This window comes from Pseudomonas sp. A1230 (assembly GCF_044218825.1).
Lineage (GTDB): Bacteria > Pseudomonadota > Gammaproteobacteria > Pseudomonadales > Pseudomonadaceae > Aquipseudomonas > Aquipseudomonas iridis.
This window is the reverse complement of record NZ_CP162582.1, coordinates 1,329,916-1,356,899: the sequence shown is the minus strand read 5'-3', so window position 1 is coordinate 1,356,899 and position 26,984 is coordinate 1,329,916. Positions and strand designations below refer to the sequence as shown.

23 protein-coding genes are annotated in these 26,984 nt (G+C 60.2%); 16 read left to right on the top strand and 7 right to left on the bottom strand.

Annotated features, from left to right (window positions below; translation table 11 throughout):
• Positions 1 to 11: 11 nt before the first annotated feature.
• The 5 genes from AB4P97_RS06385 to AB4P97_RS06365 all read left to right on the top strand — a co-directional run bounded on the left by AB4P97_RS06385 (position 12) and on the right by AB4P97_RS06365 (position 6,183).
• Entirely contained in the window at positions 12 to 938 is a 927-nt protein-coding gene (locus AB4P97_RS06385; protein WP_042559751.1) for an alpha/beta fold hydrolase, read from the top strand.
• Positions 935 to 2,434, top strand: coding sequence for a glycolate oxidase subunit GlcD (gene glcD, locus AB4P97_RS06380; RefSeq protein WP_273875660.1), 1,500 nt, complete (start codon positions 935 to 937; stop codon positions 2,432 to 2,434). Before AB4P97_RS06385 ends, glcD begins: the two co-directional genes overlap by 4 nt.
• A complete protein-coding gene (glcE, locus tag AB4P97_RS06375) occupies positions 2,434 to 3,483 on the top strand; it encodes a glycolate oxidase subunit GlcE (RefSeq protein WP_395602259.1) in 1,050 nt (349 codons plus the stop codon). The genes glcD and glcE overlap by 1 nt, the downstream gene beginning before the upstream one ends.
• Before the next feature lie 2 nt (positions 3,484 to 3,485).
• A complete protein-coding gene (glcF, locus tag AB4P97_RS06370) occupies positions 3,486 to 4,706 on the top strand; it encodes a glycolate oxidase subunit GlcF (protein ID WP_395602258.1) in 1,221 nt (406 codons plus the stop codon).
• Positions 4,707 to 4,794: 88 nt separating this feature from the next.
• A complete protein-coding gene (locus tag AB4P97_RS06365; RefSeq protein WP_395602257.1) occupies positions 4,795 to 6,183 on the top strand; it encodes a VOC family protein in 1,389 nt (462 codons plus the stop codon).
• A 94-nt stretch (positions 6,184 to 6,277) separates the two neighbouring features.
• Here the strand turns inward: AB4P97_RS06365 and AB4P97_RS06360 are convergent, their stop codons facing one another.
• The gene (locus AB4P97_RS06360; RefSeq protein WP_395598962.1) at positions 6,278 to 7,090 is read right to left on the bottom strand and encodes a VanW family protein; all 813 of its coding nucleotides are present in this window, start codon (positions 7,088 to 7,090) and stop codon (positions 6,278 to 6,280) included.
• A 229-nt stretch (positions 7,091 to 7,319) separates the two neighbouring features.
• Between AB4P97_RS06360 and AB4P97_RS06355 the strand changes: the two genes are divergently transcribed.
• A complete protein-coding gene (locus AB4P97_RS06355; RefSeq protein ID WP_395602256.1) occupies positions 7,320 to 8,147 on the top strand; it encodes a glycosyltransferase family 2 protein in 828 nt (275 codons plus the stop codon).
• A 342-nt stretch (positions 8,148 to 8,489) separates the two neighbouring features.
• Here the strand turns inward: AB4P97_RS06355 and AB4P97_RS06350 are convergent, their stop codons facing one another.
• The 6 genes from AB4P97_RS06350 to AB4P97_RS06325 form a co-directional block, all read right to left on the bottom strand.
• Complete coding sequence (locus AB4P97_RS06350; RefSeq protein WP_395602255.1) at positions 8,490 to 9,068, bottom strand: hypothetical protein; 579 nt, start codon at positions 9,066 to 9,068, stop codon at positions 8,490 to 8,492.
• A gap of 86 nt (positions 9,069 to 9,154) precedes the next feature.
• Positions 9,155 to 9,337 carry a hypothetical protein gene (locus tag AB4P97_RS06345; protein ID WP_042559760.1) on the bottom strand — a complete coding sequence of 61 codons (183 nt, stop codon included), beginning with the start codon at positions 9,335 to 9,337 and terminating at the stop codon, positions 9,155 to 9,157.
• A 163-nt stretch (positions 9,338 to 9,500) separates the two neighbouring features.
• Positions 9,501 to 10,568 carry a lipocalin-like domain-containing protein gene (locus AB4P97_RS06340; protein WP_395602254.1) on the bottom strand — a complete coding sequence of 356 codons (1,068 nt, stop codon included), beginning with the start codon at positions 10,566 to 10,568 and terminating at the stop codon, positions 9,501 to 9,503.
• On the bottom strand, positions 10,558 to 13,029 hold the full coding sequence (locus tag AB4P97_RS06335; protein WP_395602253.1) for an FtsX-like permease family protein: 2,472 nt from the start codon (positions 13,027 to 13,029) through the stop codon (positions 10,558 to 10,560). Before AB4P97_RS06335 ends, AB4P97_RS06340 begins: the two co-directional genes overlap by 11 nt.
• The gene (locus AB4P97_RS06330; protein WP_047300559.1) at positions 13,026 to 13,679 is read right to left on the bottom strand and encodes an ABC transporter ATP-binding protein; all 654 of its coding nucleotides are present in this window, start codon (positions 13,677 to 13,679) and stop codon (positions 13,026 to 13,028) included. The genes AB4P97_RS06335 and AB4P97_RS06330 overlap by 4 nt, the downstream gene beginning before the upstream one ends.
• Positions 13,680 to 13,877: 198 nt before the next feature.
• A complete protein-coding gene (locus tag AB4P97_RS06325; protein ID WP_395602252.1) occupies positions 13,878 to 15,575 on the bottom strand; it encodes a sulfatase-like hydrolase/transferase in 1,698 nt (565 codons plus the stop codon).
• Between the two features lie 388 nt (positions 15,576 to 15,963).
• Here AB4P97_RS06325 and AB4P97_RS06320 point away from each other — a divergent pair, with 388 nt between their 5' ends.
• From AB4P97_RS06320 to AB4P97_RS06275, 10 genes are read left to right on the top strand one after another with little or no spacing between them, the layout of a single operon-like run.
• Positions 15,964 to 17,316 (top strand): UDP-glucose/GDP-mannose dehydrogenase family protein, encoded by a 1,353-nt coding sequence (locus AB4P97_RS06320; protein WP_042559765.1) that lies wholly within the window; start codon positions 15,964 to 15,966, stop codon positions 17,314 to 17,316.
• Positions 17,313 to 18,350 carry an NAD-dependent epimerase gene (locus AB4P97_RS06315; RefSeq protein ID WP_042559766.1) on the top strand — a complete coding sequence of 346 codons (1,038 nt, stop codon included), beginning with the start codon at positions 17,313 to 17,315 and terminating at the stop codon, positions 18,348 to 18,350. Before AB4P97_RS06320 ends, AB4P97_RS06315 begins: the two co-directional genes overlap by 4 nt.
• 18 nt (positions 18,351 to 18,368) lie before the next feature.
• Entirely contained in the window at positions 18,369 to 19,115 is a 747-nt protein-coding gene (locus AB4P97_RS06310) for a sugar transferase (protein WP_042559767.1), read from the top strand.
• Complete coding sequence (locus AB4P97_RS06305; protein ID WP_042559768.1) at positions 19,115 to 19,762, top strand: CpsD/CapB family tyrosine-protein kinase; 648 nt, start codon at positions 19,115 to 19,117, stop codon at positions 19,760 to 19,762. Before AB4P97_RS06310 ends, AB4P97_RS06305 begins: the two co-directional genes overlap by 1 nt.
• Before the next feature lie 21 nt (positions 19,763 to 19,783).
• Positions 19,784 to 20,809, top strand: a complete 1,026-nt coding sequence (locus AB4P97_RS06300; RefSeq protein WP_115146767.1) for a polysaccharide biosynthesis/export family protein — start codon at positions 19,784 to 19,786, stop codon at positions 20,807 to 20,809.
• Between the two features lie 17 nt (positions 20,810 to 20,826).
• The gene (locus AB4P97_RS06295; protein WP_395602251.1) at positions 20,827 to 22,419 is read left to right on the top strand and encodes a GumC family protein; all 1,593 of its coding nucleotides are present in this window, start codon (positions 20,827 to 20,829) and stop codon (positions 22,417 to 22,419) included.
• On the top strand, positions 22,416 to 23,507 hold the full coding sequence (locus AB4P97_RS06290) for a glycosyltransferase family 4 protein (RefSeq protein ID WP_395602250.1): 1,092 nt from the start codon (positions 22,416 to 22,418) through the stop codon (positions 23,505 to 23,507). Before AB4P97_RS06295 ends, AB4P97_RS06290 begins: the two co-directional genes overlap by 4 nt.
• Complete coding sequence (locus AB4P97_RS06285; protein WP_395602249.1) at positions 23,504 to 24,877, top strand: O-antigen ligase family protein; 1,374 nt, start codon at positions 23,504 to 23,506, stop codon at positions 24,875 to 24,877. Before AB4P97_RS06290 ends, AB4P97_RS06285 begins: the two co-directional genes overlap by 4 nt.
• Positions 24,874 to 25,842 (top strand): glycosyltransferase, encoded by a 969-nt coding sequence (locus AB4P97_RS06280; RefSeq protein WP_395602248.1) that lies wholly within the window; start codon positions 24,874 to 24,876, stop codon positions 25,840 to 25,842. The genes AB4P97_RS06285 and AB4P97_RS06280 overlap by 4 nt, the downstream gene beginning before the upstream one ends.
• Positions 25,835 to 26,971, top strand: a complete 1,137-nt coding sequence (locus AB4P97_RS06275) for a glycosyltransferase (RefSeq protein WP_395602247.1) — start codon at positions 25,835 to 25,837, stop codon at positions 26,969 to 26,971. Before AB4P97_RS06280 ends, AB4P97_RS06275 begins: the two co-directional genes overlap by 8 nt.
• Positions 26,972 to 26,984 lie beyond the last annotated feature (13 nt).

Below are 26,984 nucleotides of genomic sequence, written 5' to 3'. Positions count from 1 at the left end.
GGAAGACGTCGATGCTTTTGCTGTTTGTCGCCCTCGCGGTGTTCGTGGCCTGGAGCTGGTTGAGTTATCCGGCGGTCGGCCATTGGCTGTATGACCTGAACATGGCCATCGAGGCCAAGTTGTACAAACTGCACAAGATCGAAGTGCCGATCGCCGAGATGACCGTCTCGACCTGGCAGGGTGGGCCGTATGAAGCGGCCAGTGCGATCCTGATGCTGCACGGCTATAGCGGCGACAAAAACCTGTGGCTGCGCTTCTCCCGGCATTTCGTCCGCGAGTATCGGGTGATCATTCCGGATCTGGCCGGCCATGGTGAAACCGGCTTCAAGGCGGGTGGCGGCTATGACATTGCGGTTCAGGCCAAGCGCATGATCCAGTTACTCGACGTCTGCGGCGTGGAGAAAGTCCACGTGATCGGCAACTCCATGGGCGGTTACATCGCGGCCTGGCTGGCGGCAACGTATCCGGAGCGGATCGCTTCGCTGGCGTTGATCGACCCGGCCGGCGTCACCGCCCCCGAGGTCAGCGACATGGAGCGTCACCTGGCCCGTGGGCACAACCCGTTTCTGATCAACTCCCGGGAAGAATTCCAGCAGTTTTATGCGATGACCATGGCCTCACCGCCGTGGGTGCCTAAGCCCGTGCTGGATGCGATCGCCCAGCGTTATGAAAACCAGCGCGATGAACTGGAAGAGATCTTCCGCGATTTCCGCGCCAGCCCGCCGATGGAGCCGAAACTGCCGGACATCAAATGCCCGGCGCTGCTGCTGTGGGGCCGCAAGGACCGCCTGATCGATGTCAGCAGCGTGCCGATCTGGAGCAAAGGCATCGCCAATTTGCAGGTGGATGTCTGGGACCACGTCGGGCATATGCCGATGGTCGAACAGCCGGGGGACACCGCGCGGTTGTATCGGGAGTTTTTGGGCAAGCAAAAATGAACATTCTTTACGACGAACGCCTCGACGGTCGGCTGCCTGATGTCAACAAGGCCGATCTGCTCAAGGCCTTGCAACACGCCATCCCTGACCTCGACATTCTCTGGCGCGAGGAGGAACTCAAACCCTACGAATGCGATGGACTCTCCGCCTACCGCACCACCCCGATGCTGGTCGCCCTGCCCCGGCGTCTCGAGCAGGTGCAAACCCTGCTTGAACTCTGCCATAAACAAAACGTTCCGGTGGTCGCCCGCGGCGCCGGCACTGGTCTTTCCGGCGGCGCATTGCCCCTGGAAAAAGGCCTGTTGCTGGTGATGGCGCGCTTCAACACCATCCTCCACATCGACCCGGCCGCCCGCACTGCACGGGTCCAGCCAGGCGTGCGCAATCTGGCGATTTCCCAGGCCGCCGCGCCGTTCGGGCTGTATTACGCGCCGGATCCCTCGTCGCAGATCGCCTGTTCGATTGGCGGCAACGTCGCTGAAAACGCTGGTGGTGTGCATTGCCTCAAGTACGGCCTGACCGTGCACAACCTGCTGAAAATCGAAGTGCTGACGATTGAAGGCGAACGCCTGACCCTGGGCTCCGAAGCCTACGATTCGCCCGGTTTCGACTTGCTTGCGCTGTTCACCGGTTCTGAAGGCTTGCTGGGGATCATCACCGAAGTCACGGTCAAACTGCTGCCCAAACCGCAGGTCGCCAAAGTGCTGCTGGCCAGTTTCGATTCCGTGGAAAAGGCCGGACGCGCCGTGGCCGAAATCATCGCCGCGGGGATCATTCCCGGCGGTTTGGAGATGATGGATAACCTCGCCATTCGCGCCGCCGAAGACTTTATCCACGCCGGTTATCCGGTCGACGCCGAAGCCATTCTGTTGTGCGAACTCGATGGCGTCGAAGCGGATGTCCACGACGACTGCCAGCGGGTTCGCGACGTGATGACCGAGGCCGGCGCCACTGAGGTGCGTCAGGCGCGTGACGAAGCCGAACGCGTGCGTTTCTGGGCCGGGCGCAAAAACGCCTTTCCGGCCATCGGCCGCTTGTCGCCGGACTATTACTGCATGGACGGCACCATTCCGCGGCGCGAATTGCCCGGCGTCCTGCAAGGCATCGCCCGCCTCGGCGAGGAATACGGTTTGCGCGTGGCGAATGTCTTCCATGCCGGCGACGGCAACATGCATCCACTGATTCTGTTCGACGCCAACCAACCCGGTGAACTGCACCGCGCAGAAGCCCTGGGCGGCAAAATTCTGGAACTGTGCGTGCAGGTCGGCGGCAGCATCACCGGCGAACACGGGGTCGGCCGCGAAAAAATCAATCAGATGTGCGCGCAATTCAACAGCGAAGAATTGACCCTGTTTCACGCCGTCAAAACCGCGTTCGACCCGCTAGGCCTGCTCAACCCCGGCAAGAACATCCCGACGCTGCACCGCTGCGCCGAGTTTGGCGCGATGCACATTCATGCCGGGCAATTGCCATTTCCCGAACTGGAGCGCTTCTGATGGCTGACGTCGACGGCGCCAGCGCCCTGCTCGATCAGGTCAATGAAGCGCGGGCCAATGCCACGCCGCTGAAAATTCAGGGCGGCAACAGCAAGGCGTTTCTCGGCCGCGAAGTGGCCGGTGAGGTGCTCGACACTCGCGTGCATCGCGGCATCGTGCGCTATGAGCCGACCGAACTGGTGGTCAGCGTGCGCGCCGGAACGCCATTGTCCGAGTTGCTTGCGGCACTGGATGCCGCCGGGCAAATGTTACCGTGCGAGCCGCCAGCATTCGGTGAAAGCGCCACGGTCGGCGGCATGATTGCGACGGGTTTGTCCGGGCCTCGGCGGCCATGGTCTGGCTCGGTGCGCGATTTCGTTCTTGGTACACGAGTGATTACCGGTCTGGGCCAACACCTGCGTTTCGGCGGCGAAGTGATGAAAAACGTTGCCGGTTATGACCTCTCGCGGCTGATGGCCGGCAGTTACGGTTGCCTCGGCGTGCTCACCGAAGTCTCGCTGAAAGTCCTGCCCAAACCCCGGCAATGCCTGAGTATTCGCCTGGATATCGACTGCGCCAGGGCACTGGCCAATCTCGCCGAATGGGGCCAGCAACCGCTGCCGATCAGCGCTGCGTGCCACGATGGCGACAGTTTGTATCTGCGCCTTGAGGGTGGCGAGGGCTCGGTGACGGCGGCGCATCAACGCCTGGGTGGTGAACCGCTGGACTCGCTGTTCTGGCGTGATTTGAACGAGCAACGTTCGCCATTCTTTGACGAAGGCCTGCCGTTATGGCGCCTGTCGCTGCCGAACAATCTCGGCGTGCTGGATCTGCCCGGCGCGCAACTGATCGACTGGGCCGGCGCGCAACGCTGGTTGAAATCCGACAGCCAACACATTCATAGCCTTGCCCAGGAACTCGGCGGCCACGCCACCTGCTTCACCCATGGCGCCACCTCGTCACCGTTCCAGCCGTTGCCGACGACACTGCTGCGCTATCACCGGCAACTCAAGGCGCAACTCGACCCGCAAGGGCTGTTCAACACCGGCCGGATGTACGCGGAGTTTTAGCCATGCAAACAACCCTCAGCGAGCAATCCCGACAATTGCCCCGCGCCGCCGAGGCGGAAAAGATTCTCCGTAGCTGCGTGCATTGCGGCTTTTGCAACGCGACGTGTCCGACGTATCAGTTGCTCGGCGATGAGCTTGATGGCCCGCGCGGGCGCATCTATCTGATCAAGCAAGTGCTCGAAGGCGCGCCGGCGACCGCACAGACGCAACTGCATCTGGACCGCTGCCTGTCGTGCCGCAATTGCGAAACCACCTGTCCGTCCGGCGTCGACTATCACAACTTGCTCGATATCGGGCGGGCGGTGGTTGATCAGGCAGTGCCGCGTCCGGCGGCGCAACGCTTGTTGCGTGAAGGCCTGCGCGCACTGGCGCCGAATCCGCGATTGTTCAAAGGTTTGCTGCGGGTGGGCGCCACGTTTCGGCCGCTGTTGCCGCGAATGTTTGAAAGCAAACTGCCGCAGCCCATGCTGACGTCGGGGTTGCGTCCCGTCCCTCGGCATGCGCGCCGCGTCATGTTGCTGGAAGGCTGCGTGCAGCCGGGTTTGTCGCCGAACACCAATGACGCCACGGCGCGGGTGCTCGACCGACTCGGCATCAGCGTCATCCCGGTAGCCGAGGCCGGTTGCTGTGGGGCGCTGGATTATCACCTCGACGCCCAGGCCAAAGGGCTCGACCGCGCCCGGCAGAACATCGACGCCTGGTGGCCACACCTGCAAAACGGCGCCGAAGCCATCGTGCAGACCGCCAGCGGCTGCGGCGCGTTCATCAAGGATTACGGGCATCTGCTCGAGGCCGATCCGGTCTATGCCGACAAGGCACGGCGGATCAGCGAAATGACGATCGATCTGGTGCAGATTCTCGCGCAAGAACCGCTGGAGCAGATCTGCGCCGCCAGCGAACAGCGGATCGCTGTGCATTGCCCGTGCACCTTGCAGCACGCGCTGAAACTCGGCGGTGCGGTGGAAGCGGTGCTGACCCGCCTCGGCTTCAACCTGACGGCGGTGCCGGACGGCCACTTGTGCTGCGGCTCGGCGGGCACCTATTCCCTGACCCAACCGACACTGGCGCGGCAACTGCGCGACAACCGCCTCAATGCCTTGGAAAGCGGCCGCCCGCAGTTGATCGTCACCTCCAACATCGGTTGCCAGAGCCACTTGGCCAGCGCCGGACGCACGCCGGTTATGCACTGGATCGAACGGGTGGATCAGTCGTTGGCAGAATGAAGTTCGTAGGATTCTTCGTTTGCCCGCGCAGGAGAAGGCTGCGATCTTTTCTCCTATCCATTACGTGACCGTGGCAGGAATTTATTTCATGACCGTGCAGCCTTTCGTCAGCCCCGACCTGATCCGCCAACGCTTCTCCAAAGCGATGTCCGATATGTACCGCGAAGAAGTGCCGCTGTACGGCACACTGATGGAACTGGTGGAACAGACCAACCGTGACGTGCTTTCCCGTGAGCCAGGCATCGCCGGGCAGCTAGACAGCACCGGCGAAATCGAACGCCTGCACATGGAACGCCATGGCGCCATCCGCATCGGCACCGCAACGGAACTGGCCACCCTCGCCCGCTTGTTTGCGGTCATGGGCATGCAACCGGTGGGGTATTACGACCTGACGCCAGCGGGCGTGCCGGTGCATTCGACGGCGTTTCGCGCGGTGCATGAAGATGCGCTGCAAATCAGTCCGTTTCGAGTGTTCACGTCGTTGTTGCGGCTGGAGTTGATTGAAGACCCTGAGCTGCGCGCTTTCGCCGAGTCAATCCTGGCCAAACGTTCGATCTTTACCGACGCGGCGCTGCGTTTGATCGCCCAGGCTGAAACGGCTGGCGGACTCAATGAAACCGAATCGCAGGAATTCGTCCTGCAGGCATTGGAAACCTTTCGTTGGCATCACAGCGCAACCGTTACCGCTGCGCAGTATCAGACGTTGAGCGCCCAACACCGGTTGATCGCCGATGTCGTGGCGTTCAAAGGCCCACATATCAATCACCTGACCCCGCGCACGCTGGACATCGATATCGTCCAGGAACAGATGCCGGCCCATGGCATCACGCCCAAAGCGGTGATCGAAGGCCCACCTCGCCGGCAATGCCCGATCCTGCTGCGCCAGACCAGTTTCAAAGCGCTGGATGAGCCAGTCGCATTCACCGATCAGAGCGAAACCCGTGGCAGCCACAGTGCGCGTTTTGGCGAAATCGAACAACGCGGCGCCGCGCTGACACCCAAGGGTCGGGCGCTGTATGACCGATTACTGAATGCGGCTCGCGATGAGCTCGGTGATTTCCCCAACGAAGGCAATGCCTCACGCTACAACACGCTGATGACTCAACACTTTGGCGAATTTCCCGACAGCGTCGACGGCATGCGCGAACATGAGTTGGCGTACTTTCGCTACTTCGCTACGGAAAAAGGCATGGCGTCGGGTAGCCTCGGTGACGCCTCGCTAGAGGATTTGTTGCGCAATGGTTATGTGAAAGCTGAGCCGCTGGTGTACGAAGATTTCCTGCCGGTCAGTGCAGCGGGAATTTTTCAGTCGAACCTTGGGGATGCCGCCCAGGCGCATTATGGCGAGCACTCCAATAGACAGGCGTTCGAACAGGCGCTGGGGCGCTCGACCATTGATGAGTTGGGGTTGTATGCCGAGACGCAGAGGCGTTCGATTGAAGAGTGCGCGAAAGTGTTGGGGCTGAAAATAATCTAACGGCAGGTCGTCGATCGTTTGCTTTTGACTCATTGCACGGCCAATGATGGCCTTCGGCCGTACTGCGCAAGAAGTTGCGCAGTTTGCGCCAGCCCTATCCGATCAACTCGTCCGCCACCGCATACTTGACCACCACACGATTGCGATAAAGCCTTTCGCGCATCACCAATGCCCCCACCTGCCCCTTTTCCCGAACTTCCCGCCAGATCTCATTCTCCCGATATACCCGTTCCCCTTCGCGCACAAACCGATGCCCTTCCTGGAAAACGTGATACCGATACGCCCGCACCTGGTCACATAACAACTCACCTTCCAGTTGCGTCTGCCCGACATTCAACTTCAACTGAAAACACCGGTCTGTCGGGTTATGCAGCACCAGGTCAATGTAGTTATAGAAAATCGCCGCACCGGAGCCAAACGGCAGTACTCGTCCCTCATCCGGAAACGGATCGAAGCTGTGATTGGAGCGCTCAACCACCACCAACGGTGAATGTATGGCCATCCAATGAATCAGATTGCTCAATTGGCATATCCCGCCACCGACGCCGGTACGGGCCTCGCCGAAGGACAATTCCATCCCTTCAACGTAACCACGTTTACGCGTTGGGCGGCCGACGAGACGGCAGAAGGAGAAATGTTCGCCAGGCGCAATGATGACGCCGTCGATGGCAGCGACGGCGAGTTTGAGGTTGATGACTTTGTTGTGTTGCAGGGCGAGGTCGGAGTCGCCGAGTTTACGGATGAGTTTCGAGGTGTGTTTGAGGTAGCGAAATGGCAGGCGTTCGGTCGACACAACGGGTCGAGCGTAACGCTTGCTGGAGCAGTGCCAGGCGATGTGCCGGAACAGTCTTTTTTGCCACACGCGCAGCCAGTACAACGCCGGGTGGTAGAGGGAAAGTGGTTTCATCCGTGACGCAACGGCGATCGCCGCTTCTTCCTTGGATCGTGAATTGAGCGGGCATTCTAGCCTTTAACCCGAGCGCGCCAAGCAAATACAGCGGCTTTCTCTCGACTCACTTCGACACATTCTGAAGCGCTGCCAGACCTGCATATTAAGGTTCGGCTAAGGTTGCATCGCTACTATCCCGGTCCATGAGCCCCCTGTCGTCATTGAACCGTGGATGAGTCTTTCTGTTATGAGTGCGTTTAATCTGCCAACCCAACCACAGCCGAACTTCAGCCTTGTCCTGGTCAATTACAAGACCGCCGACATTACTCGGATGTGCCTGGAACTATTGCACCAGCACGCCCAGGAAAAGCGCATTCCAGTGTGGGTGGTGGACAACGATTCCGCGGATGAGAGTCTGGATTATTTGCGTTCGCTCGACTGGATCAACTTGATCGAGCGGCCTTCTCCGGGCAAAGAAGCGGGCCATATTGCCCATGGCAAGGCACTTGATCTGGCGCTGGAACAGGTTGAAACCGATTACTTGTTTTTGCTCCACACCGACACCTTCGTCTATGACAAAGAAGTGTTTGAAATGATGCTGCGCGAGTGCACAAAAAGTGCGGACATCGCCGCAGTTGGTTGTGTCGAGCAAATCAATCGGGGGATTGTCCGGGACACCTGGCGTTTAACTTCACGCTTTTGCAAGCATTATGTTCGTCAGGCAAAAGTTCGTCTGGGGATGAAATCCAAACCGCCAAGACCTTATAAGGAAACTCACCTGAAAAGTTTCTGTACGTTGTGGAACGTGCGATTGATGAAGTCTCATGGCCTGCACTTCTGCATGGATGACCGCGTACCCGGTTACACCCTGCAGGATCGAATGGTGAGCCTTGGATACGGCATCAAACTGCTGTCGCCGCGCAAGATCTTCCGTTATCTCGATCACATCCAGGCAGGAACGGTCGCCGCTGCAGGCACCTACGGGAAAAATCACCGTCGGACGAAAATGTACCAGGCGACTATCGAGCGTTTCCAGGGACAGCGAGACAAACGCGGGATACAAACATCGGTTTAACTCACGGCAATAAAAAGGGTGACTTTAAAAGTCACCCTTTTTTTTAACTGAAATTGTATACATTTGCTCCGATGGAGGTGTTCGCCCAGTGTAATGGCCTGGCAATCCATGCACCGGTAAAGAGCCCTGACACTGGGCGAACGCGAAGGATTTTAATAGAAGTTGGCGGATATGTCGCCATACTTCAATGTAAATATTATGTACAAGAAAGTTAATAGATATTTATCGATGAAACCCCACATAAACCTTTCACGAAACTTTCAGAGCCCCCACAACCAACTAATAGTATGACTACTCTAATACAAAGACTGTACAAGAGCAGTCATCCTGTAGAGCTATAACTCAATTTTCGTGCTGACTGGTCACTTTTAATACATCGGTATAAGTGACTACAACGCTCTGCCCGACTTTGAGATTTTTCAGTTTGTCCTGAATTTCAGGCCGTTCGACGTTGAGGGTTTTCGATACGCCGGCAGGGTTCTGCAGCGTCACCTGATTTGTCTTCAAATCAATTTTGGTGATTTTCAATTGCACCTGACGGTAAGCCTCGCCGCCGGGATTGCTGCTGCCCGGGGCATTGCGCAACTCGCCGGTTCGCTCGGCGGTGCCAGGCAGACCTTTATCCACATCGGTATCGAGATAGGCCGCAACGGAGCGCATGACCTCCACGGTAACCTGGTCGCCAACCTTCAGATTGGCGAGGTTTTTCGCCTTCTCCGTGAGCTGTACGTGAACCTGCTTGCCTTCGGCGCCTTCCAGCACAACCTGATGATTCTGCGCATCAACCGCTAATACTTTGGTGGTGACTTTGTCGGCTTCAACCGTTGCCGACAGCGGTATGTCGGCGGCAAACGCAGAGAGACTGGAGGCGGACAGCAGCGTTGCGAGGGCGATGGACCTGGCGAGTGCATGAAGCTTCATAAGCGTACTTTCCCTGTCGTTGAGTGGTAGCACCCGACGCCGGAATCATTTCTGGCGCGGGGTGTGTCACTGAGCATAGACGCTGGTCAGGGCTTGGCTTTGGTTTGTGGCGCGGCGGTTTCCTGTGCGGTCGATTCGCCACTGGCCGTGCCTTTAGCGCTCTCTTCACGCTGCTTCGGATCGGTAGGACGCAGAGCGTCGTTGTCGCGCTCGGTTTCCCCCGCTGGCCGGGGTTCGTCAGGATGCTGGTTTTCAGATTCAGGTTTCATCGGTGTTGTCCTCAGGCTTCAGGGTCGTCAAGTTCGCGGGCGACGTTTACGGCGGGAGAATCCTTGTGCAGGTCGTCGCTCATCTCTGGTCCTCAACAGGAAGTACCTTTTGTAGAGGTTCGACGGCCAAATGGAGTTCAACCGGATCCACGCAGGAGTCACATCAGTACCCGGTCATTTCCAGATACCCCTTGCCGCCGTGGCTGCCGCTGACACGCACCGGGCCTTCCCAATAGGGAATGCGCAGGTCCATCCATGCGTTGGGGTTGAGCGCCGAAAGGCTGATGTCGAGGTGCTTGTCTGGAATGCTGATCGTCCAGCGCACCGGCATCGCGCGGCCGGCGACCTTGGCGGTGTCTTGCGGGACAAGTTTGATCTGCTCGCTATGCAGCGTTTGCGTCTGGCCGTCAGCGCCGATCCAGGTGCCGGTCAGGTACGGCGCGCCCTCCTTCTGGCGCATGCGATAAAGCATCAGGTGTTCGCCGCTGTCCAGGTGCAAAGAGAACCAGTCCCAGCCAGTCTGGCTGGCTGTCAGCGGCTGGCTGCTCCACTCGCGGTCGAGCCAGGCAGGGCCGCTGACGGTGTAAGTCTGGCCATCGATCTGCAACGTGCCACTGGCCTGAAAAAACGGTTGGCTGTAGTAATACGACGCCTGCCCTTGTTCGGATTTCTGGCTGAACCCCTTGTCGCCCTGCAGCACCAACGGACGGCTGGAGGTGAGATGCAGTTGATAGGCAAATGATCTATCGCGCGCACTGAGTTGCAAGTCACTCAAAGGATCGACCGCCTGACTGCTGAACTGCCAATCATCGATCCACGCCTCGAACGGCGCCAAACGCACGCCGGCCTGACCAACGCCACCGCGGGCATAACGCTCGGCGGCATGATGCGCCGTTGCCGAAGTCACTGCCGCATGGCCCAGCCAGATCGTTTGACTGCCCCAACCTGCCTGCTCCGGCACCGGTTTGAGGGCGCTGCGAAACAGCGTCCATTGCACGCCGAAATCATTGCCCTGCTGATCCTTGAGATTGGCGGTGACGTACCACCACTCAATGCGAAAACCCTCATGGGCACCGTGATCCGCCGGAAAGCTGAACACCCGCCCCGGCACCACCGGCGTAAATGCCTGTGCCTGATTGCCCATCCCGGCAAAGCCCTTTTGCTCGGGCACTGACTGATCGCAGCCGCCGAGCAACAGCAGAACCATCAGCACAACGAAGTTAGTCCTCATGGGCAAACGTCCTCAGCAGATCCGCCGGTTGCGTGCGGTACAGCGAATACAACGGCCACGCCGACGCCAGCAATGTGGCCAGCAACGCCAGCCCCATCAGTTGCAAAAGCTGCCAAGGGAACACGCGCAACGGCAGACGCCAGCCAAACGCCTGTACGTTGATCACCGCGTCCAGACACCACGCCAGCGCAATCCCCAGTGGCAGCGCCAACACCAGCGTCAGCACCGCCAGCAGCCAGGTCTGGCCGAGGTTGAGCAGCATCAATTGGCGCCGTGTCACGCCCAGCGCCCACAGCGGCGCGAGTTGGCCGAGGCGGCTTTGGCTCTGGGTCAACAGGCTGATAAACAGTGCCACGCCCGCGACCGCCAGGGTCAAGGTGTTCAAAGCCGCCGTGGCGGCGAAGGTGCGTTCGAACACTTCAACCGACCAGCCCTTGAGCCGCGCCTGATCGACGATGCGGCTGTCATCGAGTTGAAAACGCGCCTGTAATGCACTCAGAAATGGCGGAATGTTTTGTGGGTCGATACGCAGATTGAAACGGTTCGGCGTCAACTGCGGCCATCCGCGCAGCAGATGGTTGCTGTTGACCAGCAAGTGCCCCTTGGGATTGCCGTAATCGGCGTAGATGCCGACCACGCGCGGCGACCACGCGCCATTCGGTGCAGGAATTGTCAGGCGATCACCGGCGCGCACCTGCAGGCGGCGGGCGAGTTGCTCGCTGAGCATCACTGCATCATCCGTCGCCAGATGCGCCCATGGATCACCGCCACTGGCATCGAGCAATGGCCAGTGCTGGCGATAATAAGGATGATCAATCACTCCGTAGACATCCGCCGGCCAGCCTTGCAAGGTGACCGCGACTTGCCAGTTGGGCAGCACCGCCGTCACCAGTGGCTGCTGTTTCAGCCAAGTGGACATCTCGCGGGCCTGGGCCGGGTTGCTCGGATTGATGTAAAGCTCGGCGCTCAGGCGTTGTTCGAGCCAGTCGTTGAAAGTCTGGCGAAAACCGGCAGTCATGCTGCCAGCGCCGATGTTGGCCGCCAGCGCCAGAAGCAACGCCATCAGCGCCAGGCTCAGTGCCGGCAATTGCTGGCGGCAGTCGGCGAGAAACCATTGCCCGAGCACCGAACGACTGCGCCCGAGCAGTTGATTCAACACGCCACTCAACAGCACCGGCAAGGCCAGCGCAGCGCCGAGCAGCAACCCCGCCATCAGCACAAACCCGCTGGCCAGGCTGTCGCCCCAAAGCAACGCCACCAGCGCAATCACGCCCAACACCAGGGCCAGCCAGCCCTGACGCCGCAACCAGCGCGTGTATTGCTCATGCCAGGCTTGCGGATCCGCCACCGCCAGCAGCGGCAAACGCGCTGCGCGAAGCAGGCTGTTGGCACCGGCCAGCAAGGCGCCGAGCAGGCTCAAACCGATCCCGCTGAACCACCACCAAGGGCTCAGACGCAACTGCCCCGCCACTTCTGCGCCGTACAACCCGCGCAGGCTGGCGGCGACATCCGGCAGCAATACACTGGCCAGCCAGTAACCGCTGATCACCCCGAACACTCCGCCGACCAGCGCCAGCACACCCAATTCGAAAATCAGGCAACCCATCAACATCCGCGCACTGACCCCGCAGGCACGCAATGTGCGCAGCAAGCCGCGCCGTTGCTCCAGCGCCAGGCCGATGGCCGCATGCACGATGAATAAGCCGACAACAAACGACAGAAAACCCAAAGCATCCAGATTGAGGTGAAAGCTCTCGGTCAGGCGCGCCAGATTGTTTTCCTCGCCGCTGCTTTTGAGCTGCAACAGGCCTTTGAGCGTGGCCGGCAACTCGCCGTGAAAATCCTTGGGCAACAGCAAACGCGAGAGTTGTCCGGGTTGTTCGAGCAGGGTTTGCGCGACGCCGATGTCGACCAATAACACGCCCGGCGCCATGTCCTTTTGCGCCAGCAACGGCGGCAACGTCTGGCCACTGACCGTTTGCGGCGTAGCGCCTTCGCGCAGGTTCAGGGCCTGCAGGGTTTCCGGGGAAATCCACGTACTGCCCGGCGGCGTGAAGAATTCGACGACACGCTCGATCGGCATCGCCTGCCCGGCCACAGCGGAATCGGCAGGCAGCGACACCGGTTCGATGCCCATCAGTTGCAGGCGTTGATTGTCGTGATCCTTGAGGCTCAAGCGTCCATTCAACAGTGGCGACACCGGCCAGCCCTGGCGCCGCAGGTCGATGAACCATTGTTGGGGGAACGTCGCACCGCTCGGTGTACTGAGGCTGGCTTGCGGTTCGCCGCCGATCAATTGGCTGGCGCGAGCGTAACTGTCGCGAGCCTGACTGTTCAGCGCCTCGACGCCAGTCAACAGGCTGGTGGCCAGCCACAACCCGGTCAGCACACTGAAAAACTGCACCGGGTGCCGTCGCCAATGGCTGAGCAGCGCACGCAGGGTTTGCCGGAAGACAATCACGTCAAACGTCCGCTGGACAGCACCACCCGCTGCGCCAACCGCGCCGCCACCCGAGGGCTGTGAGTGACCATCAGCAAGGTCGTCGGCGTGTCGTCGAGCAGTTCCAGCAACAATCGCAGCACTTCGTCACTGGTCGCTTCATCGAGGCTGCCGGTCGGTTCGTCGGCCAACAGCAGTTTCGGCTGCGAGGCCAGCGCCCGGCCCAACGCGACACGCTGCTGCTGGCCGCCCGAGAGCTGCTCGGGATAGCGTTTGAGCAAATCGCCCAGGCCCAGACGTTGCACCAGATGCGCTTGCCAACGCGGATCGTGACGCCCGGCCAGGCGTGCCTGAAACGCCAGATTGTCTTCGACGCGCAAGCTTCCGATCAGGTTGAACTGCTGGAACACCAAGCCGATTTCCGTGCGCCGCCAGTTGGCCAGTTGCGCTTCGTTCATGCTTTCGAGCCGCTGCTCGCCGCTGCGAATGCTGCCGCTGTCGACCTTGTCCAGACCGGCGATCAAGTGCAGCAAGGTGCTTTTGCCACTGCCGGATTCGCCCATCAACGCCAGACTGCTCCCGGGTTCCAGCGTCAGGTCGACGCCTTGCAGCACGGGTAACGGGCCTTGGGGGGTAAGGTAACTTTTGCAAACGTTTTGGATCTGGAGCATGCCGCCACCTGATGAGTCAGTGTGGGGCAAGAATAGCGGATGACGGTGACAGACCTGAATCCTGCGTTGAATCACACGGCCTCATCGCTGGCAAGCCAGCTCCCACAGGGTGCGAGGGTGAACGCCATAGTGTGAACACCCTCAATTACTCTGGGAGCTGGCTTGCCAGCGACGAGGCCAGTTCTGCCCATACAAAACCTACTGCCCCGCTGCCACACTCGCCGGCGCCTGCGTCGGCGTCACAATGCGGCCCAGATCAATATGTTTCCACTCCGGCTTGGCCCCCAACCGCGCATTGAAGCGATAGTTGAAGGTGAACTCATCCACCGTCGGCACCGTCAGCGGCTTGCCGTACACCGATTCGATGCCCGCCAGGTCATAACCCATCAACTGCAACAGTGTCGGGAAGATGTTGTAGTGACTGGAGCGATCCTTGTTCCCCGCCAACTGCGCCGACCAGTCGAAGGTTTTCAGATCGCGGCCCTGAATCACCACCAGCGGCACCAGGCCCTCCTCCTCCACCGGATCCCCGCCGCAATGGGTATTGAGCCCCGGGTTACCGCGTTCGTGCAGATCCTGCCCGTGATCGGAGGTATAGATCAGCAGTGCATTGTTCAGATTACCCTTGGCCAATACCCGCGCGAAAAACTCGCCGACGTTCCATAAAACCGTGTTTTTGTAGGCGTTGCGATAAAGCATCCAGTCATCCACCTGACCATTGAAACCATCGCGCTCACCGGTATCGGCGACTTCCGTGAACTGCCCGCGCGGCAGGGTCGGGCGGTAGGCCATGAAGGCATCCGGGTATTTGTCGTGCACCGGAAAATGCGCGCCGACCTTGTTGATCAGGATCAGCTCGGGCTTGTCGTCGTTGAGCAGTTCGATCAGCTTCGCGGCGGCGGCCATATCGCGGTCGCGCACGCTGGTGCGGTCGAATTGGACAAACTCGTCGATGTCCTTTTTCTCGGCCTCGTTCATCAGGTTCTGCAGGTTGCCACCGGTACGTTGGGCGTCGATGTACACCGTGCGCAGGCCGGCCTTTTTTGCGTACTGCCAGATCGACGGCAGGGTGCTGTTGATGCGCATGTAGTCGGCGCGGGTGCCACCGTAGCGCAGGGTGATGTTGGTGTCGGCGCTGCAATTGGCAATGGACGCGGCATAACCGTAATTGAAGATGTCGACGCCTGCGTGGGGCTGTTTGAGATTGCTGTGCACGCCAAATGGCGCGTTGATATCCAGATAATTGCCGGAGATGCTTTCGTCGATGATCAGCACGATGTCATGCCCCACCGCTTGCGAACTGCGCGCCAGCGTGACCGGCTCACGCGGGCCGACGGTGTTGTGCAGCGCTTCATAGGCAAACAGGTTCAGATAGGCCAACGGTGTGTACATGATCGGCAAACCCCGGGCACCCTCGCCCGCGCGCAAAAACAGCACCGCGCTGAGCAGCAGCACGCCACACAACGGCGCCGCCACGCGCAACGCGTTCGGCACCATGAGCGAATGGCGCGGCTTGAGACCGATGGCAAACAACAGCAGCAGGCCATTGAGCGCGCTACGGATGATTGCGTCCCGGTACTGGTACGCCGCTTCCTGAATGAAGCCGCCGGAATACACCAGCGAGACGAAATTGCTGTAGCTCAGGTAATCCGCGGTGACACGGGTATAGATGTCGAAAAACACCGCCGAACCAAACATCACCAATGCGAATAGATGTCGAATGAGTGTCTGACGTATATACGCCGTTAGATATAACGCCAAAGTTAGCGCCAAAAACATCGCGCCAAAAAGAAGTATAGAAAAACCCAGGCCGATAGCATTTACCCGCTCAATGTAATAAGCGGAGTAAAACAACAAATAGATAATTAAAAGCAGTTCTTTCGCATATCTGAACATGGCGATACCGGTCGTGCAAAAAAGCGGGGAGTCAAAGGTTTGTCGGGTAGAAACTGACACTAGCACCCAGCCATCAAAGCGCAAGAATTGACTGATTCTCCGGTAAAGCGTCAAAAAAACGTTGACTCAAATCTGACACACCTTCAGCGCCAGGAGCCTTGAAATGTAAGGCTTACAACCGTTTATCGCTTATTCTGAATCTGAACAAATCTGCAAAAAATCAACAAATCCAATCGCAGCAATGACTTGATGGCCAATCGCCAAAAAACCCTCAAGTGTTATACAGGTGCAACATGTCATTTTGCTGACACGCTTTTCAAACACTGCGCTATACCCCTTCTACGGTCTTCTAAAAACTTCTTCTTTTCGCTCTATCGAGGGTGCGCAGATGGACGTGAGCGTATTTGGCACGGGCTATGTTGGACTTATACAAGCTGCTGCACTTGCAGATGTCGGACATCGGGTTTTATGTGTTGACATAGACCCGAAGAAGATTAAACAACTGCAACAAGCCGTGCCGCCCATTAGCGAACCAGGGCTGTCCAGCGCACTTGAAGAAAACATCAAGGCTGCGCGCCTTCTGTTCAGCACTCAGGCCAGCGACGCGGTCGAACACGCCGAGCTGATTTTCATCGCGGTCGGCACCCCGGCTGATGAAGACGGCTCCGCGGACCTCAGCCATGTGCTCAACGTTGCCCGTCAGATCGCCGGTTTAATGGAGGCCGATCGTACCCTGATCATCAAATCCACGGTGCCGGTCGGTACCGCCGATCAAGTCCTCGCCACCGCCAACAGCGAATTGCTGCGCCGCGGCAGGACCGATTTGAACGTGCGCGTGGTCTCCAACCCCGAATTCCTCAAAGAAGGCAGCGCCCTCGCCGATTGCATGCGCCCCGACCGGATCATCGTCGGCACCCGCGATGAAGAGGCCCGCGAGCAAATGAGCGAGCTGTACGCGCCCTTCTGCCGCAACCACGAAAAACTCATGTTCATGGATAACCGCAGCGCCGAGCTGACCAAATACGCGGCCAACGCGATGCTCGCCACGCGCATCAGCTTCATGAACGAGCTGGCCAACCTCACCGAGTTGCTGGGCGCTGACATCGAATCAGTACGCAAGGGCATCGGTTCCGACCCACGCATCGGTTATCACTTTATCTATCCGGGCTGCGGCTTCGGTGGCTCGTGTTTTCCCAAGGATCTGCGCGCCCTGCTGCACACCGCCGAACACAACGGCATGCCGTTGAAACTGCTGCGCAGCGTCACTGACGTCAACGACAGTCAGCGGCACATCCTTTTCAGCAAACTGAAAGCGCAGTTCCCCCAGGGCCTGGCCGGCAAGTCCATCGCGATCTGGGGCCTGGCGTTCAAGCCCAATACCGACGACATGCGTGAAGCCCCCAGCCGTTACTTGATGGATGCGCTGTGGGCCGAAGGTGCCAGCGTGCAGGCGTACGACCCGGAAGCCATGTCCGAGTGCCGGCGCCTCTATGGCTACCGCAACGACTTGCACCTGTGCGCCACCCGCGACGACACGCTGGAGGATGCCGATGCGCTGGTGATCTGCACCGAGTGGAAAAACTTCCGCGTGGTGGATTTCGAATGGCTGGCCAGCAAGCTGCGAGCGCGGGTGGTGATTGACGGTCGCAACCTCTACAACCCGGAACATCTGGCCGCTGCAGGCCTGCATTACAGCGGCATCGGCCTGCGCCACATCGCCCCCGAAGGGCTGCGCCCATGAAAATCCTGGTCACCGGCGCGGCCGGCTTCATTGGTGCCCATTGCGTTTTGCGGCTGATGCGCGACGGACACACAGTGGTCGGTCTGGATAATTTCAACGCCTACTACGATCCGCAGCTCAAGCACGATCGCGTGCAATGGGTGCGCGAGCAGGTCGGCGATTTCCAGCTCGCTACGGTTGACCTGGCCGATGCGTCGGCCATCGAAGCGCTGTTCGTCCGGGAATGTCCGCAAGTGGTAATCCACCTCGCCGCGCAAGCCGGGGTGCGTTATTCGCTGGAGAATCCGCGGGCGTACCTGGACAGCAATCTGCAGGGTTTCCTCAACATTCTGGAGAGCTGCCGGCAGCATCCGGTCGAGCACCTGATCTACGCCTCGTCGAGCTCGGTGTATGGCGCCAATCAGACCACGCCGTATTCGGTGAAGGACGGCGTCAATCATCCGCTGTCGCTGTACGCAGCGACCAAGAAAGCCAACGAACTGATGGCCCACAGCTACAGCCACCTGTTTGGCATTCCCTGCACCGGGCTGCGCTTTTTTACCGTGTACGGGCCGTGGGGCCGGCCGGACATGTCGCCGATCCAGTTCGCCAAGGCGATCAGCGAGGGGCAACCGCTGAAGCTGTTCAACTACGGCGAGCATCAGCGCGATTTCACCTACATCGACGACATCATCGAAAGCATCGCCCGCCTCATCCCGCAACCGCCACAAGCCAACCCTGAATGGAACCGCGAACAGCCCGATCCCGCCAGCAGCATGGCGCCGTGGCGGCTGTTCAACATCGGCGGCCAGCACCCGGTGGAACTGAAAACCTACCTGGCGCTGATCGAAAAACACCTCGGTCAAAAAGCCGTGGTCGAGCTGCTGCCCTTGCAGCCGGGCGACGTCCTCAACACTTGTGCCGAAGCCAGCGATCTGGCCCAGGCCACCGGTTTTCAGCCCCGGATAGCGCTGGATGAAGGACTCGGGCGCTTCATCGCCTGGTTCCGCGACTACTACCCAACTGCCTATCGCCCACGCGCCGCACGCGGCTGACCATCAGTGGAGAACGTTATGACTGGACATGAGAAAGCGATGCCGATGCAGGAACTGCGTCGTGACAAGCGCATAGACCCCGAGCACCGCATGCGCCTCGATGCCGCAATTCATCGCCAGGGTCGCGGTTGGGTGACTGGCCGTGACGGTGGCCGGCCATGGCAGGTGTCGCGGACCAATCGGATTGTGGCTTGTCTCGGCGCCCTGGCGATTCTGTTGGTGTTTTCGCCGCTGTTGATCGGCCTGGCGCTGGCCGTCAAGTTCACCAGCCCGGGGCCGGTGATGTTCGTGCAGAAACGCACCGGTTATCGCGGGCGCAAATTCGGCATGTACAAATTCCGCACCATGGTCGCCAACGCCGAAGACCTCAAGGAATCGTTGCGCCACCTGAACAAGCACGGGGCCGACGCGATTGATTTCAAGATCGACAAGGACCCGAGAATCACCGGCATCGGCGGCTTTCTGCGCCGCACCAGCCTCGACGAACTGCCCAACCTGATCAACGTGATCAGCGGCGACATGCGTCTGGTCGGCCCCCGTCCGACCTCCTTCAATGCTTACCGCTACAAGGACAATCACCTCGCTCGCTTGAGCATCTATCCCGGAATGACCGGCCTGTGGCAGATCTCCGGACGCAGCAACATCGACTTCGACCAGCGCGTTGAGTTGGACCTCAGCTATATCGCCGAGCAGAGCCTTCTGCTTGATCTGAAGATCCTGTTGAAAACCCCCTTCAAAGTATTCAGCGGCCACGGAGCAAGCTAATGGACGGTTCAACCAATAAAAGCCTGAGCATCGCCAACCCCAGCGAATCGAACCTGACCTCGACCGTGCTGGATCTGGATCTGCGGATTCTGTTCCTGACCGCCGCCAACCCCGGCGCCGGTACCACCACCAGCGCGCTGGCACTGGCCAGTCAACTGGCGCAGATGAGCAGCGGCCAGGTGCTGCTGGTCGACGCCAGCCAATCGGCGAGCAACCTGACCCAGCAGATGAACCTGAGCAAGGAGCGCGGCCTGCGCGACCTGCTGTTCAACCCGGACAACCCGCCGCTGTTGCAGGACTGCGTGGTGCAGATTTCGAGCCTGCCATTCGACGTGCTGCCCAACGGCCGGCCGATCCGCACCATGGAACACCTGACCGCCGAGCGCCTGAGCCCGTTGCTCGATCAGTTGGGCAGCCGGTACCGCTTCGTGGTGATCGATGGCGACGCGGTGTATTCCGCCGCCGACACGCTGGTCATCAGCACTCAGGTCGATGGCGTGGTGTTCGTGGTTCGCGCTGAAGACACCCGCTGGGAAGTCGCCCAGGCCGCCGTGCAACGCCTTACCCAGGCCGGGGCGAAAGTGGTCGGCAGCGTGTTCAACCGGCGCAAGTACTACATGCCCAAGTGGCTTTACAAAAATCTGTAAGCAACCGCAAAGGATGACGCCATGAACGCCAAAATGCTTGTCTTGCTGTTGCTGCCGCTTGCGGGCTGCTCCAGCAATTCCGATACCCGCAACATGCCGGTGAATATCCTCACCGCCACCCCGGCCAACGCCCAGGCAACCGATATGCCCAAGATCGAGCAGACCCTGCGCCCGCAGGATGTGCTGGACGTGATCTTCCGCATCAGCACCAGCGGCTCGGAGGCCTACCGCGTGCAGTCGGGTGATCAGATCGGCCTGAATTTCACCGCTGCCAGCCAGCTCAACGGCAACCAACTGGTGCTGCCCGACGGCACCATCGAACTGCCGGGCGCCAACACCTCGGTGAAAATCGCCGGGCTGACCAGCGATGAGGCGCGGCAGGAAATCCAGCGGGTCTATCAGCGCAAACAACTGTTCCAGCCCAACCGCAATCAGCTGACGGTGCAGATCATCAGCCCGTTGACCAACGAACAGAACCTGAAAAATGCACTGAACCACCCGGCCACCGGCATGAGCCGCGAGATCACCGTCGGCACTGACGGCTACGCCAGTTTTCCGGAAATCGGCGCCGTGCCGCTACAAGGCATGACCATCAATCAGCTGGAAACCTTCCTTAATCAGAAGTACGCGCAACTGCCGGGCCGTATGACGGTGGACGTGCTGCTCAAGTCCACCGCCGGCAATGAGATTTACGTGCTCGGCGAAGTCGGCCAACCGGGTTCCTACCCGATCCGTCGACCCGTCTCGGTGCTTGAGGCGCTGACCCTGGCGCGCGGCACCAACGTCAAGGCGCGGCTGGACTCGGTGGTGATCATGCGCCGCAACGGCAATCAGGTGCAGGCAGTGCACTACGACGTCGAAAAAGCCTTGTCCGGCGATGCTTCGCAAATCGCTTATCTGCAACCCGACGACATGCTTTTCGTGCCGAAAACCAAACTGGCCAGCGCCGGTGAGCTGGCTCGGCAACTGGCCGACGTGGTGCTGTTCCAGGGCGTCGGGTTCAGCTTCGGCTACCGCGTCGACAACAAAGACAGCAACAACAACTGACTCTCAGGTGACCGACCATGAATCCAAAGGAAAACTACCTGCATGAGTTCTTCAGGATCTTCTTCGCCAACAAGCGTCTGGTGAAACGGGTCTTCCTGATCTTTGCAGTCATCGCCCTGCTGCTGCCATTGGTGCTCAAACAGAGCTTCGATATCACCGCGCAGGTGATCGTGCAGTCGAAAAAACTCTCCCAGGGTGACGCCACCACGTCGCTGACGGTGGACAACGCCACGTTCATTCCGCCGTCGCTGGCGGACATGGAAACCGAGAGCAACATCCTCCGGTCGCCGGCGCTGATCCGCCAGACCATCAGCGAGTTGCGCGACAAGGGCGAATACACGCCTTCGCCGGGCATCTTCAGCAAACTGGTGAGCGAGCCGTTCAAGCGCTACGTCAGTTCGCCGCTGCGCGAATACGTGATCAACCCGACGCGCAACATGCTCGGGCTGGAGACCGATCCGGTGCGTGACACCACGCTCGATGCGCTGACCCAACAGGCCATCGATAGCCTGAAGATCGAGACCCTGCCCGGCTCCAACGTGATCTCGATCATCTACAGCTTCCCGGACCCGCATCAAGGCACGACGTTTGTCAGTGCCCTGCTGCAGAACTATCTGGTCAGCCGTCAGGCGCTGCAATCGATCGACCTGCCGCAGTCTTTCTACGAATCGAAGAAGCACCTCTATCAAGTGCGCCTCGATGGTCTGGAAGGCAACCGTCAGGCCTTGCTGGAAAGTGTCGGCGCCTCGGATCCGAAGGAAGAGATTACCTTCCGCCTGAACGCGATCAACACCGAAGAGCAGGCGCTGAACCTGTATCAGGATCGCCTGTTGCAGAGCCAGCGCTGGCTCGAATACCTGAAAACCGCTATGGCCGCCGCCAGTAGCAGCAAGCTCAACGATTACACCTTCCCCTTCACCTTCACCACCACCGTCGACAACGTGGCGTTCGAGGACCGGGAGATCAAACAGATGGGCGAACAACTGACCACGCAGGTCAGCCGTTACATGAACGATCTGGCGGTCTTCCAGCCTGGCAGTGAACCGATGCTGCTGACCCGCGAGCAAATCGCCCGCACCCGTCAGCAGTTCCTCAAAGTGGTGAGCAACCGCATCCAGGAACGCACCGCCGATCTGGCCGTGGTCAAGCAGGTGATCGACCAGAAAACCGCGCGCATCACCGAGTTCAAAAACCGCATCCACGAGTTGCAGCAAACCCAGAGCAAGCTGCGGCAGATGGACACCGAGATTGATGCGATGCACGCCGCTTTTTCGACCTACGCCCAGCGCTTTGCCGAAAGCAGCACCACGCGCTCGCTCAACGACGACCTGTCCAACGCCCGCGTACTCAGCCCGCCGTTCGAACCGACCGAGGCGGCCTTCCCGAAACCGGGGCTGATTATCCCGTTCGGCCTGCTCACCGGTCTGTTGCTGGCGATCGCGCTGGTCTACGTGCGTGAGTTCTTCGATCACCGCTTCAAACACCCGGCGCAAATCAGCCACGAACTGGGCTTGCCGGTGCTGTTGGTGATCAACGACCAGAATGTACTGCCAAGCAATCCGCACAAGAGCTGGACGGTGCCAAGCTTCCTGCACTGGGTGCGCAATTGAACACCGCGCCCGCCCCGAACGCCGCCCTGCCGATCATTCATTTGCTCAGCAGCGGCGGTTTCTATGGGGCTGAACGGATGTTGCTGGATCATTGCCTGGCGACGCCGGGGCAGCATCAGGTGCTGTTCCTCGACGCCCCAGCAGAGCTGATCGCGCGGTTTCGTGAGGCCGGGGTGGACTGCCGCGGCTGTGCCGGGCTGGGGGAGTTGCTGCGGCACTTGCGGCAGCGGCAAAGCGAGCAGCCGCTGATCAACACCCACAACTTCAAAGGCCTGTTGTTTGGCTGGGTCGGCGCAACGTTGTTGCGCCTGCCGCTGGTGATCACCCAACACGGCTTCACCCCGCGTAGCCGCAAGCAAAAGTTCTACACCTGGTTGAGCCTGCAACTGTGCCGCACCGCCTCGGTAGATCGGGTGGTCTGCGTCGCGGAAAGCATCGCGCTGCTGCACCGTCAGGCCAGCGTACGGGCGGAGAAGCTGCAGGTAATTCCCAATGGTTTGCCAGCCGCGGCGGCGCTGGTGCATGACGTCGGCCGGCAGCGCTGGCTCGCGGGTTATGTCGGACGTCTGAGCAGCGAGAAAGGCCCGGATCTGTTTCTCGATGCGCTGATCCCGCTGTGTCATCAATATGCGCAACTGGATGCGGTGATGCTCGGCGACGGCCCGGAACGCGAGGTATTGCAGGCGCGAATCGATGCCGCTGGCTTGCAGCAACGGATTCGTCTGCCGGGTTACCAGATCGCCATGCAACCGTGGTGGCAGCAACTCGATGCGCTGGTGATCAGCTCGCGCACCGAGGGTACGCCGATGATTTTGCTGGAGGCGATGCAGGCCGGTGTGCCGGTGGTGGCGTTTGGCGTTGGCGGGATTCCCGATGTGCTGGAACACCGACACAACGGTTTGCTCGTCGAACCCGTCGACAGCGCGGCCCTCGCCCGTCAGCTCGACACGCTGTTGACCGAGCCGAAACTGGCGCGGCAACTGCGTGATAACGCAAAACGCACGCAACTGGATCGCTACGACCTCAAGGCTCTCGCCGAGCGCTGGTCGCAGCTGTACATCCGCACGGCACGGGAGGCACGCGCATGATTTTCCCGCTCTCGATCGTCAGTCTGCTCAGTCTGGTCTGCATTGCTTTGCTGGCCAGCCCTTATCCGTATCTGGCGCCGGGGGCAGTCCTGGGTCTGGTGGGGTTTGCCGTGTTGTATCGCAAGCCGTCCTGGGGCTTGCTCGGCATCGCCGCCCTGGTGCCGTTCGAAGGTTTTTTCAAGGACAACATGCTGTCCGGAAGCAAGCTGATCGGCGCATCACTGGCGGTGATCCTGATGCTGCAACTGGCGCTGCACCAGATTCCCTCGGAGCGCCTGCGCAGTAATATCTGGCGCTACCTGATCTGGTTCATGGTTCTGTACTTTCTGAGCCTGTTCAACACCGATGACATGGGCATGTCGCTGGGGCACCTGCGCGAACTCGGTGTCGGTCTGATCCTGTTTGTCATCACCCTGCTGATCGGCCGCGAGCTTAACCTCGACCTGTTCGCCCGATTGGTGACCCTGGCGGTCAGCACCACCTGCGCCATGGCGATGTTCTCAAGCAAATTCCAGGACCAGGGCCGCGCCGCCGGGCTGCTTGAAGACCCCAACGCGTTCGCCCTGCTGATCGCCTTCGCCATTCCGCTGGGCCTGCTGCTGGTGATCCGCAGCCCGAACCTGTGGCATCGGTTGTTCTGGGGCGGTTGCTGCCTGCTGCTGTTGGGCGGCATGACCAAAACCGAGTCGCGTTCCGGGCTGGTGGTGCTGGCGTTGAGTCTGTTGATCGGCTGCTGGCACTACCGCGCGCAACTGAAGCGGATTCGCCCACGGCATTTGGGTTTTGCCATGCTTGGCGCGGCCATCGTGATTCCGTTGGCGATCTATGCGATGCCTGCCGGTTACCTCGCGCGCATTCAATCGCTGAGCGTGCTGAGCGCGGGCGCCAAGGGCCACAACGACGAATCCCTGGGTCGCCGCGCCTCGTACATCGTGGTCGGCAGCCAGATGATCCGCGAGAACCCGCTGCTCGGCTCCGGCCCCGGGACTTTCCCGTTGCACTACGCGACCACCGGATACGCCAAGGCGTTTTCCGCCAACCGCAAGATCGGCGACCTGTACCGCCGTGCACACAACACCTACCTGGAAATCTTCAGCGAACTCGGGGTCCCTGCCGGACTGCTGTTTGTCGGCATGCTGGGCCTTGGGTTGTACAACCTGATTCGTGCGCGGGCCGCCTGGATGCTGCGCCGCGACTGGCAGCAGGCGGATCTGATGACGCATCTGGGTGTGAGTTTTCTGTCGCTGACGCTGTTTCTGATGTTCCTCAGCGCACCGAACCAGAAATACCTGTGGATCATGCTCGCCATGACGAGCGTGCTGCGCCTGAAAGCCGAACAAGCGCCATTGACGAAGGAGGCCCGCGCATGAGCCGGATCAGTATCGTCATTCCGATGTACAACGAGGCTCGGCACATTGGCCGCACGCTGCTCGCTGCGCAAAAAGCCGCGCACGCCGCCAATGTCGAGTGCGAATTGATCGTGGTCGACAACGGTTCAAGCGATCAGGGCCCGCAGATTGCCCGCCAGTTCGGCGCTCAGGTGCTGGTGATGCCGGGCCTGTTGATCGGCGCGTTGCGCAATCGCGGCACGGCGATCGCCAGCGGTGAATGGCTGGCGTTCATCGACGCAGACGTCGAGATGCCGGAAGACTGGCTCACCCCACTGCTGGACATCGAAGCCAGCGGCCAGGCCGATGTTTTTGGCCTCGATCTGCACACGCCCGCCGCCGCGCCGTGGTACGCCACCGCATGGCAGCGCCGCACGTTGCGCCCAACCAGCCACGCCAGCCATGTCGTCGATTGGCTGCCCAGTTCCAACCTGTTGATGCGCCGGCACTGGTTCGACAAGGTCGGCGGTTTCAACGAAAGCCTGCGTACCGGCGAAGACAAGGAATTCACCTTGCGCCTGCGCGAGCACGGTGCACGCCTGCTGTCGGTCAATGAGCAGGTCGCGTTGCATTGGGGCTACGAAATGAACTGGCGCGAGTGGATGGGCAAGGAGATGTGGCGTCAGGGCAGTCATCTACAACTGCTGCGTACCCATGGCTTGAGCCTGCGCCTGCTGCGCTTCCCCCTGCTGTCGATCGCGGTGTGGGTTCTGGATTTTCTGGCCATTTCGGCACTGCTCGACGGCTTCCCGCATCACGCGACACTGATGGTCGCCTTGACCCTGGTGCCCGGCCTGGTACTGAGCATTCGCCAGAGCATCAAACACCGAAACATCGGCCTGACCCTGCAATTGTGGGGCTTGCACTGGATGCGCCTGCACCTGGCCGGTGCCGCGTTCATTCTGAGTCTGTGTCATTGGAACGCCAGGAGGCCTGCCCGTGGCTGAGTTCATTTTCTGGATGTGCCTGTTATTGCCGGTCTACGCCTATCTCGGCTATCCGCTGCTGCTGACGCTGCTGGCGCCGCTGTTCCCGGCCTGTCGCCATACTCCGGCGCCGCCGCTGAACATCAGCATCGTGATCGCCGCGCACAACGAGGCGCGGCACATCGAGCACAAGTTGCGCACGCTGCTGGCTCAGGATTATCAGCCGGCAACGTTGCAGATCATCCTCGCCAGCGATGGCTCGACAGATGACACCGTGGCTTGCGCGCGCAAAGTGGTCGACCCGCGCATCACCGTGCTCGACCTGCCCCGCCAGGGCAAGGCCGCGACCCTGAATGCCGGCGCCGCGCTGAGTACCGGCGATATTCTGGTGTTCACCGATGCCGACAATCAATGGTCACGCGACACCCTCGGCCACTTGCTCGCGCCGTTGAGCGATCCGCAAGTCGGCGCCTGTGCCGGGCACATGGTGATTCCGGTCACCGGCGGGGGCCTGAGCGTCGGTGACAGCCTGTATCGGCATTACGAAGGCTGGTTGCGCCGTATGGAGAATCGCACCGGTTGCATGGTCTCCGCCGATGGCGCCCTGCTCGCCCTGCGCCGCGAGTTGTTCCAGAACGTACCAGCGGAGGTCAACGACGATTTCTTCATCAGCACCTGCGCTCCGGTGGCACGCAAACGCATCGTCTACGTGCCCGAAGCGCAAGTGATCGACCATGGCGTCGACGAGGCGGGCAAGCAATTTCGCCGGCGTCAGCGCGTTACCGTCGGCGGCTTGCAGAGCCTGGCGCAACGCAGCGAGCTGCTCAATCCGTTCAAGCATGGCCTGTATTCGATCGCCTTGATCAGCCACAAATTGATCCGCCGACTGGCGCCCGTGCTGTTGCTGCCTTTGCTGCTGAGCAACTTCTGGTTGTGGCAAGAACACGGCTTTTATCGCTTAAGCCTGATCGCGCAATTGATCGGCTACACGATCGCCATCGCCGGCCTGCTCGATTCGCAACACCGCTTGCCCAAACCCTTCCGTCTGGCGGCGTTTTTGCTGATCACTCTGGCGGGCATGAGCCTCGGCCTGTGGCAGTTCCTGCGCGGCCAGCGGTATGCCCAGTGGAATCCGGAACAGAACCGATAAAAAAGGACTGAGG

Coding starts and splice junctions, on each gene's coding strand:
- AB4P97_RS06385 (WP_042559751.1), top strand. CDS start 12: ATGCTTTTGCTGTTTGTCGCCCTCGCGGTGTTCGTGGCCTGGAGCTGG.
- glcD (WP_273875660.1), top strand. CDS start 935: ATGAACATTCTTTACGACGAACGCCTCGACGGTCGGCTGCCTGATGTC.
- glcE (WP_395602259.1), top strand. CDS start 2,434: ATGGCTGACGTCGACGGCGCCAGCGCCCTGCTCGATCAGGTCAATGAA.
- glcF (WP_395602258.1), top strand. CDS start 3,486: ATGCAAACAACCCTCAGCGAGCAATCCCGACAATTGCCCCGCGCCGCC.
- AB4P97_RS06365 (WP_395602257.1), top strand. CDS start 4,795: ATGACCGTGCAGCCTTTCGTCAGCCCCGACCTGATCCGCCAACGCTTC.
- AB4P97_RS06360 (WP_395598962.1), bottom strand. CDS start 7,090: ATGAAACCACTTTCCCTCTACCACCCGGCGTTGTACTGGCTGCGCGTG.
- AB4P97_RS06355 (WP_395602256.1), top strand. CDS start 7,320: ATGAGTGCGTTTAATCTGCCAACCCAACCACAGCCGAACTTCAGCCTT.
- AB4P97_RS06350 (WP_395602255.1), bottom strand. CDS start 9,068: ATGAAGCTTCATGCACTCGCCAGGTCCATCGCCCTCGCAACGCTGCTG.
- AB4P97_RS06345 (WP_042559760.1), bottom strand. CDS start 9,337: ATGAAACCTGAATCTGAAAACCAGCATCCTGACGAACCCCGGCCAGCG.
- AB4P97_RS06340 (WP_395602254.1), bottom strand. CDS start 10,568: ATGAGGACTAACTTCGTTGTGCTGATGGTTCTGCTGTTGCTCGGCGGC.
- AB4P97_RS06330 (WP_047300559.1), bottom strand. CDS start 13,679: ATGCTCCAGATCCAAAACGTTTGCAAAAGTTACCTTACCCCCCAAGGC.
- AB4P97_RS06325 (WP_395602252.1), bottom strand. CDS start 15,575: ATGTTCAGATATGCGAAAGAACTGCTTTTAATTATCTATTTGTTGTTT.
- AB4P97_RS06320 (WP_042559765.1), top strand. CDS start 15,964: ATGGACGTGAGCGTATTTGGCACGGGCTATGTTGGACTTATACAAGCT.
- AB4P97_RS06315 (WP_042559766.1), top strand. CDS start 17,313: ATGAAAATCCTGGTCACCGGCGCGGCCGGCTTCATTGGTGCCCATTGC.
- AB4P97_RS06310 (WP_042559767.1), top strand. CDS start 18,369: ATGACTGGACATGAGAAAGCGATGCCGATGCAGGAACTGCGTCGTGAC.
- AB4P97_RS06305 (WP_042559768.1), top strand. CDS start 19,115: ATGGACGGTTCAACCAATAAAAGCCTGAGCATCGCCAACCCCAGCGAA.
- AB4P97_RS06300 (WP_115146767.1), top strand. CDS start 19,784: ATGAACGCCAAAATGCTTGTCTTGCTGTTGCTGCCGCTTGCGGGCTGC.
- AB4P97_RS06295 (WP_395602251.1), top strand. CDS start 20,827: ATGAATCCAAAGGAAAACTACCTGCATGAGTTCTTCAGGATCTTCTTC.
- AB4P97_RS06285 (WP_395602249.1), top strand. CDS start 23,504: ATGATTTTCCCGCTCTCGATCGTCAGTCTGCTCAGTCTGGTCTGCATT.
- AB4P97_RS06280 (WP_395602248.1), top strand. CDS start 24,874: ATGAGCCGGATCAGTATCGTCATTCCGATGTACAACGAGGCTCGGCAC.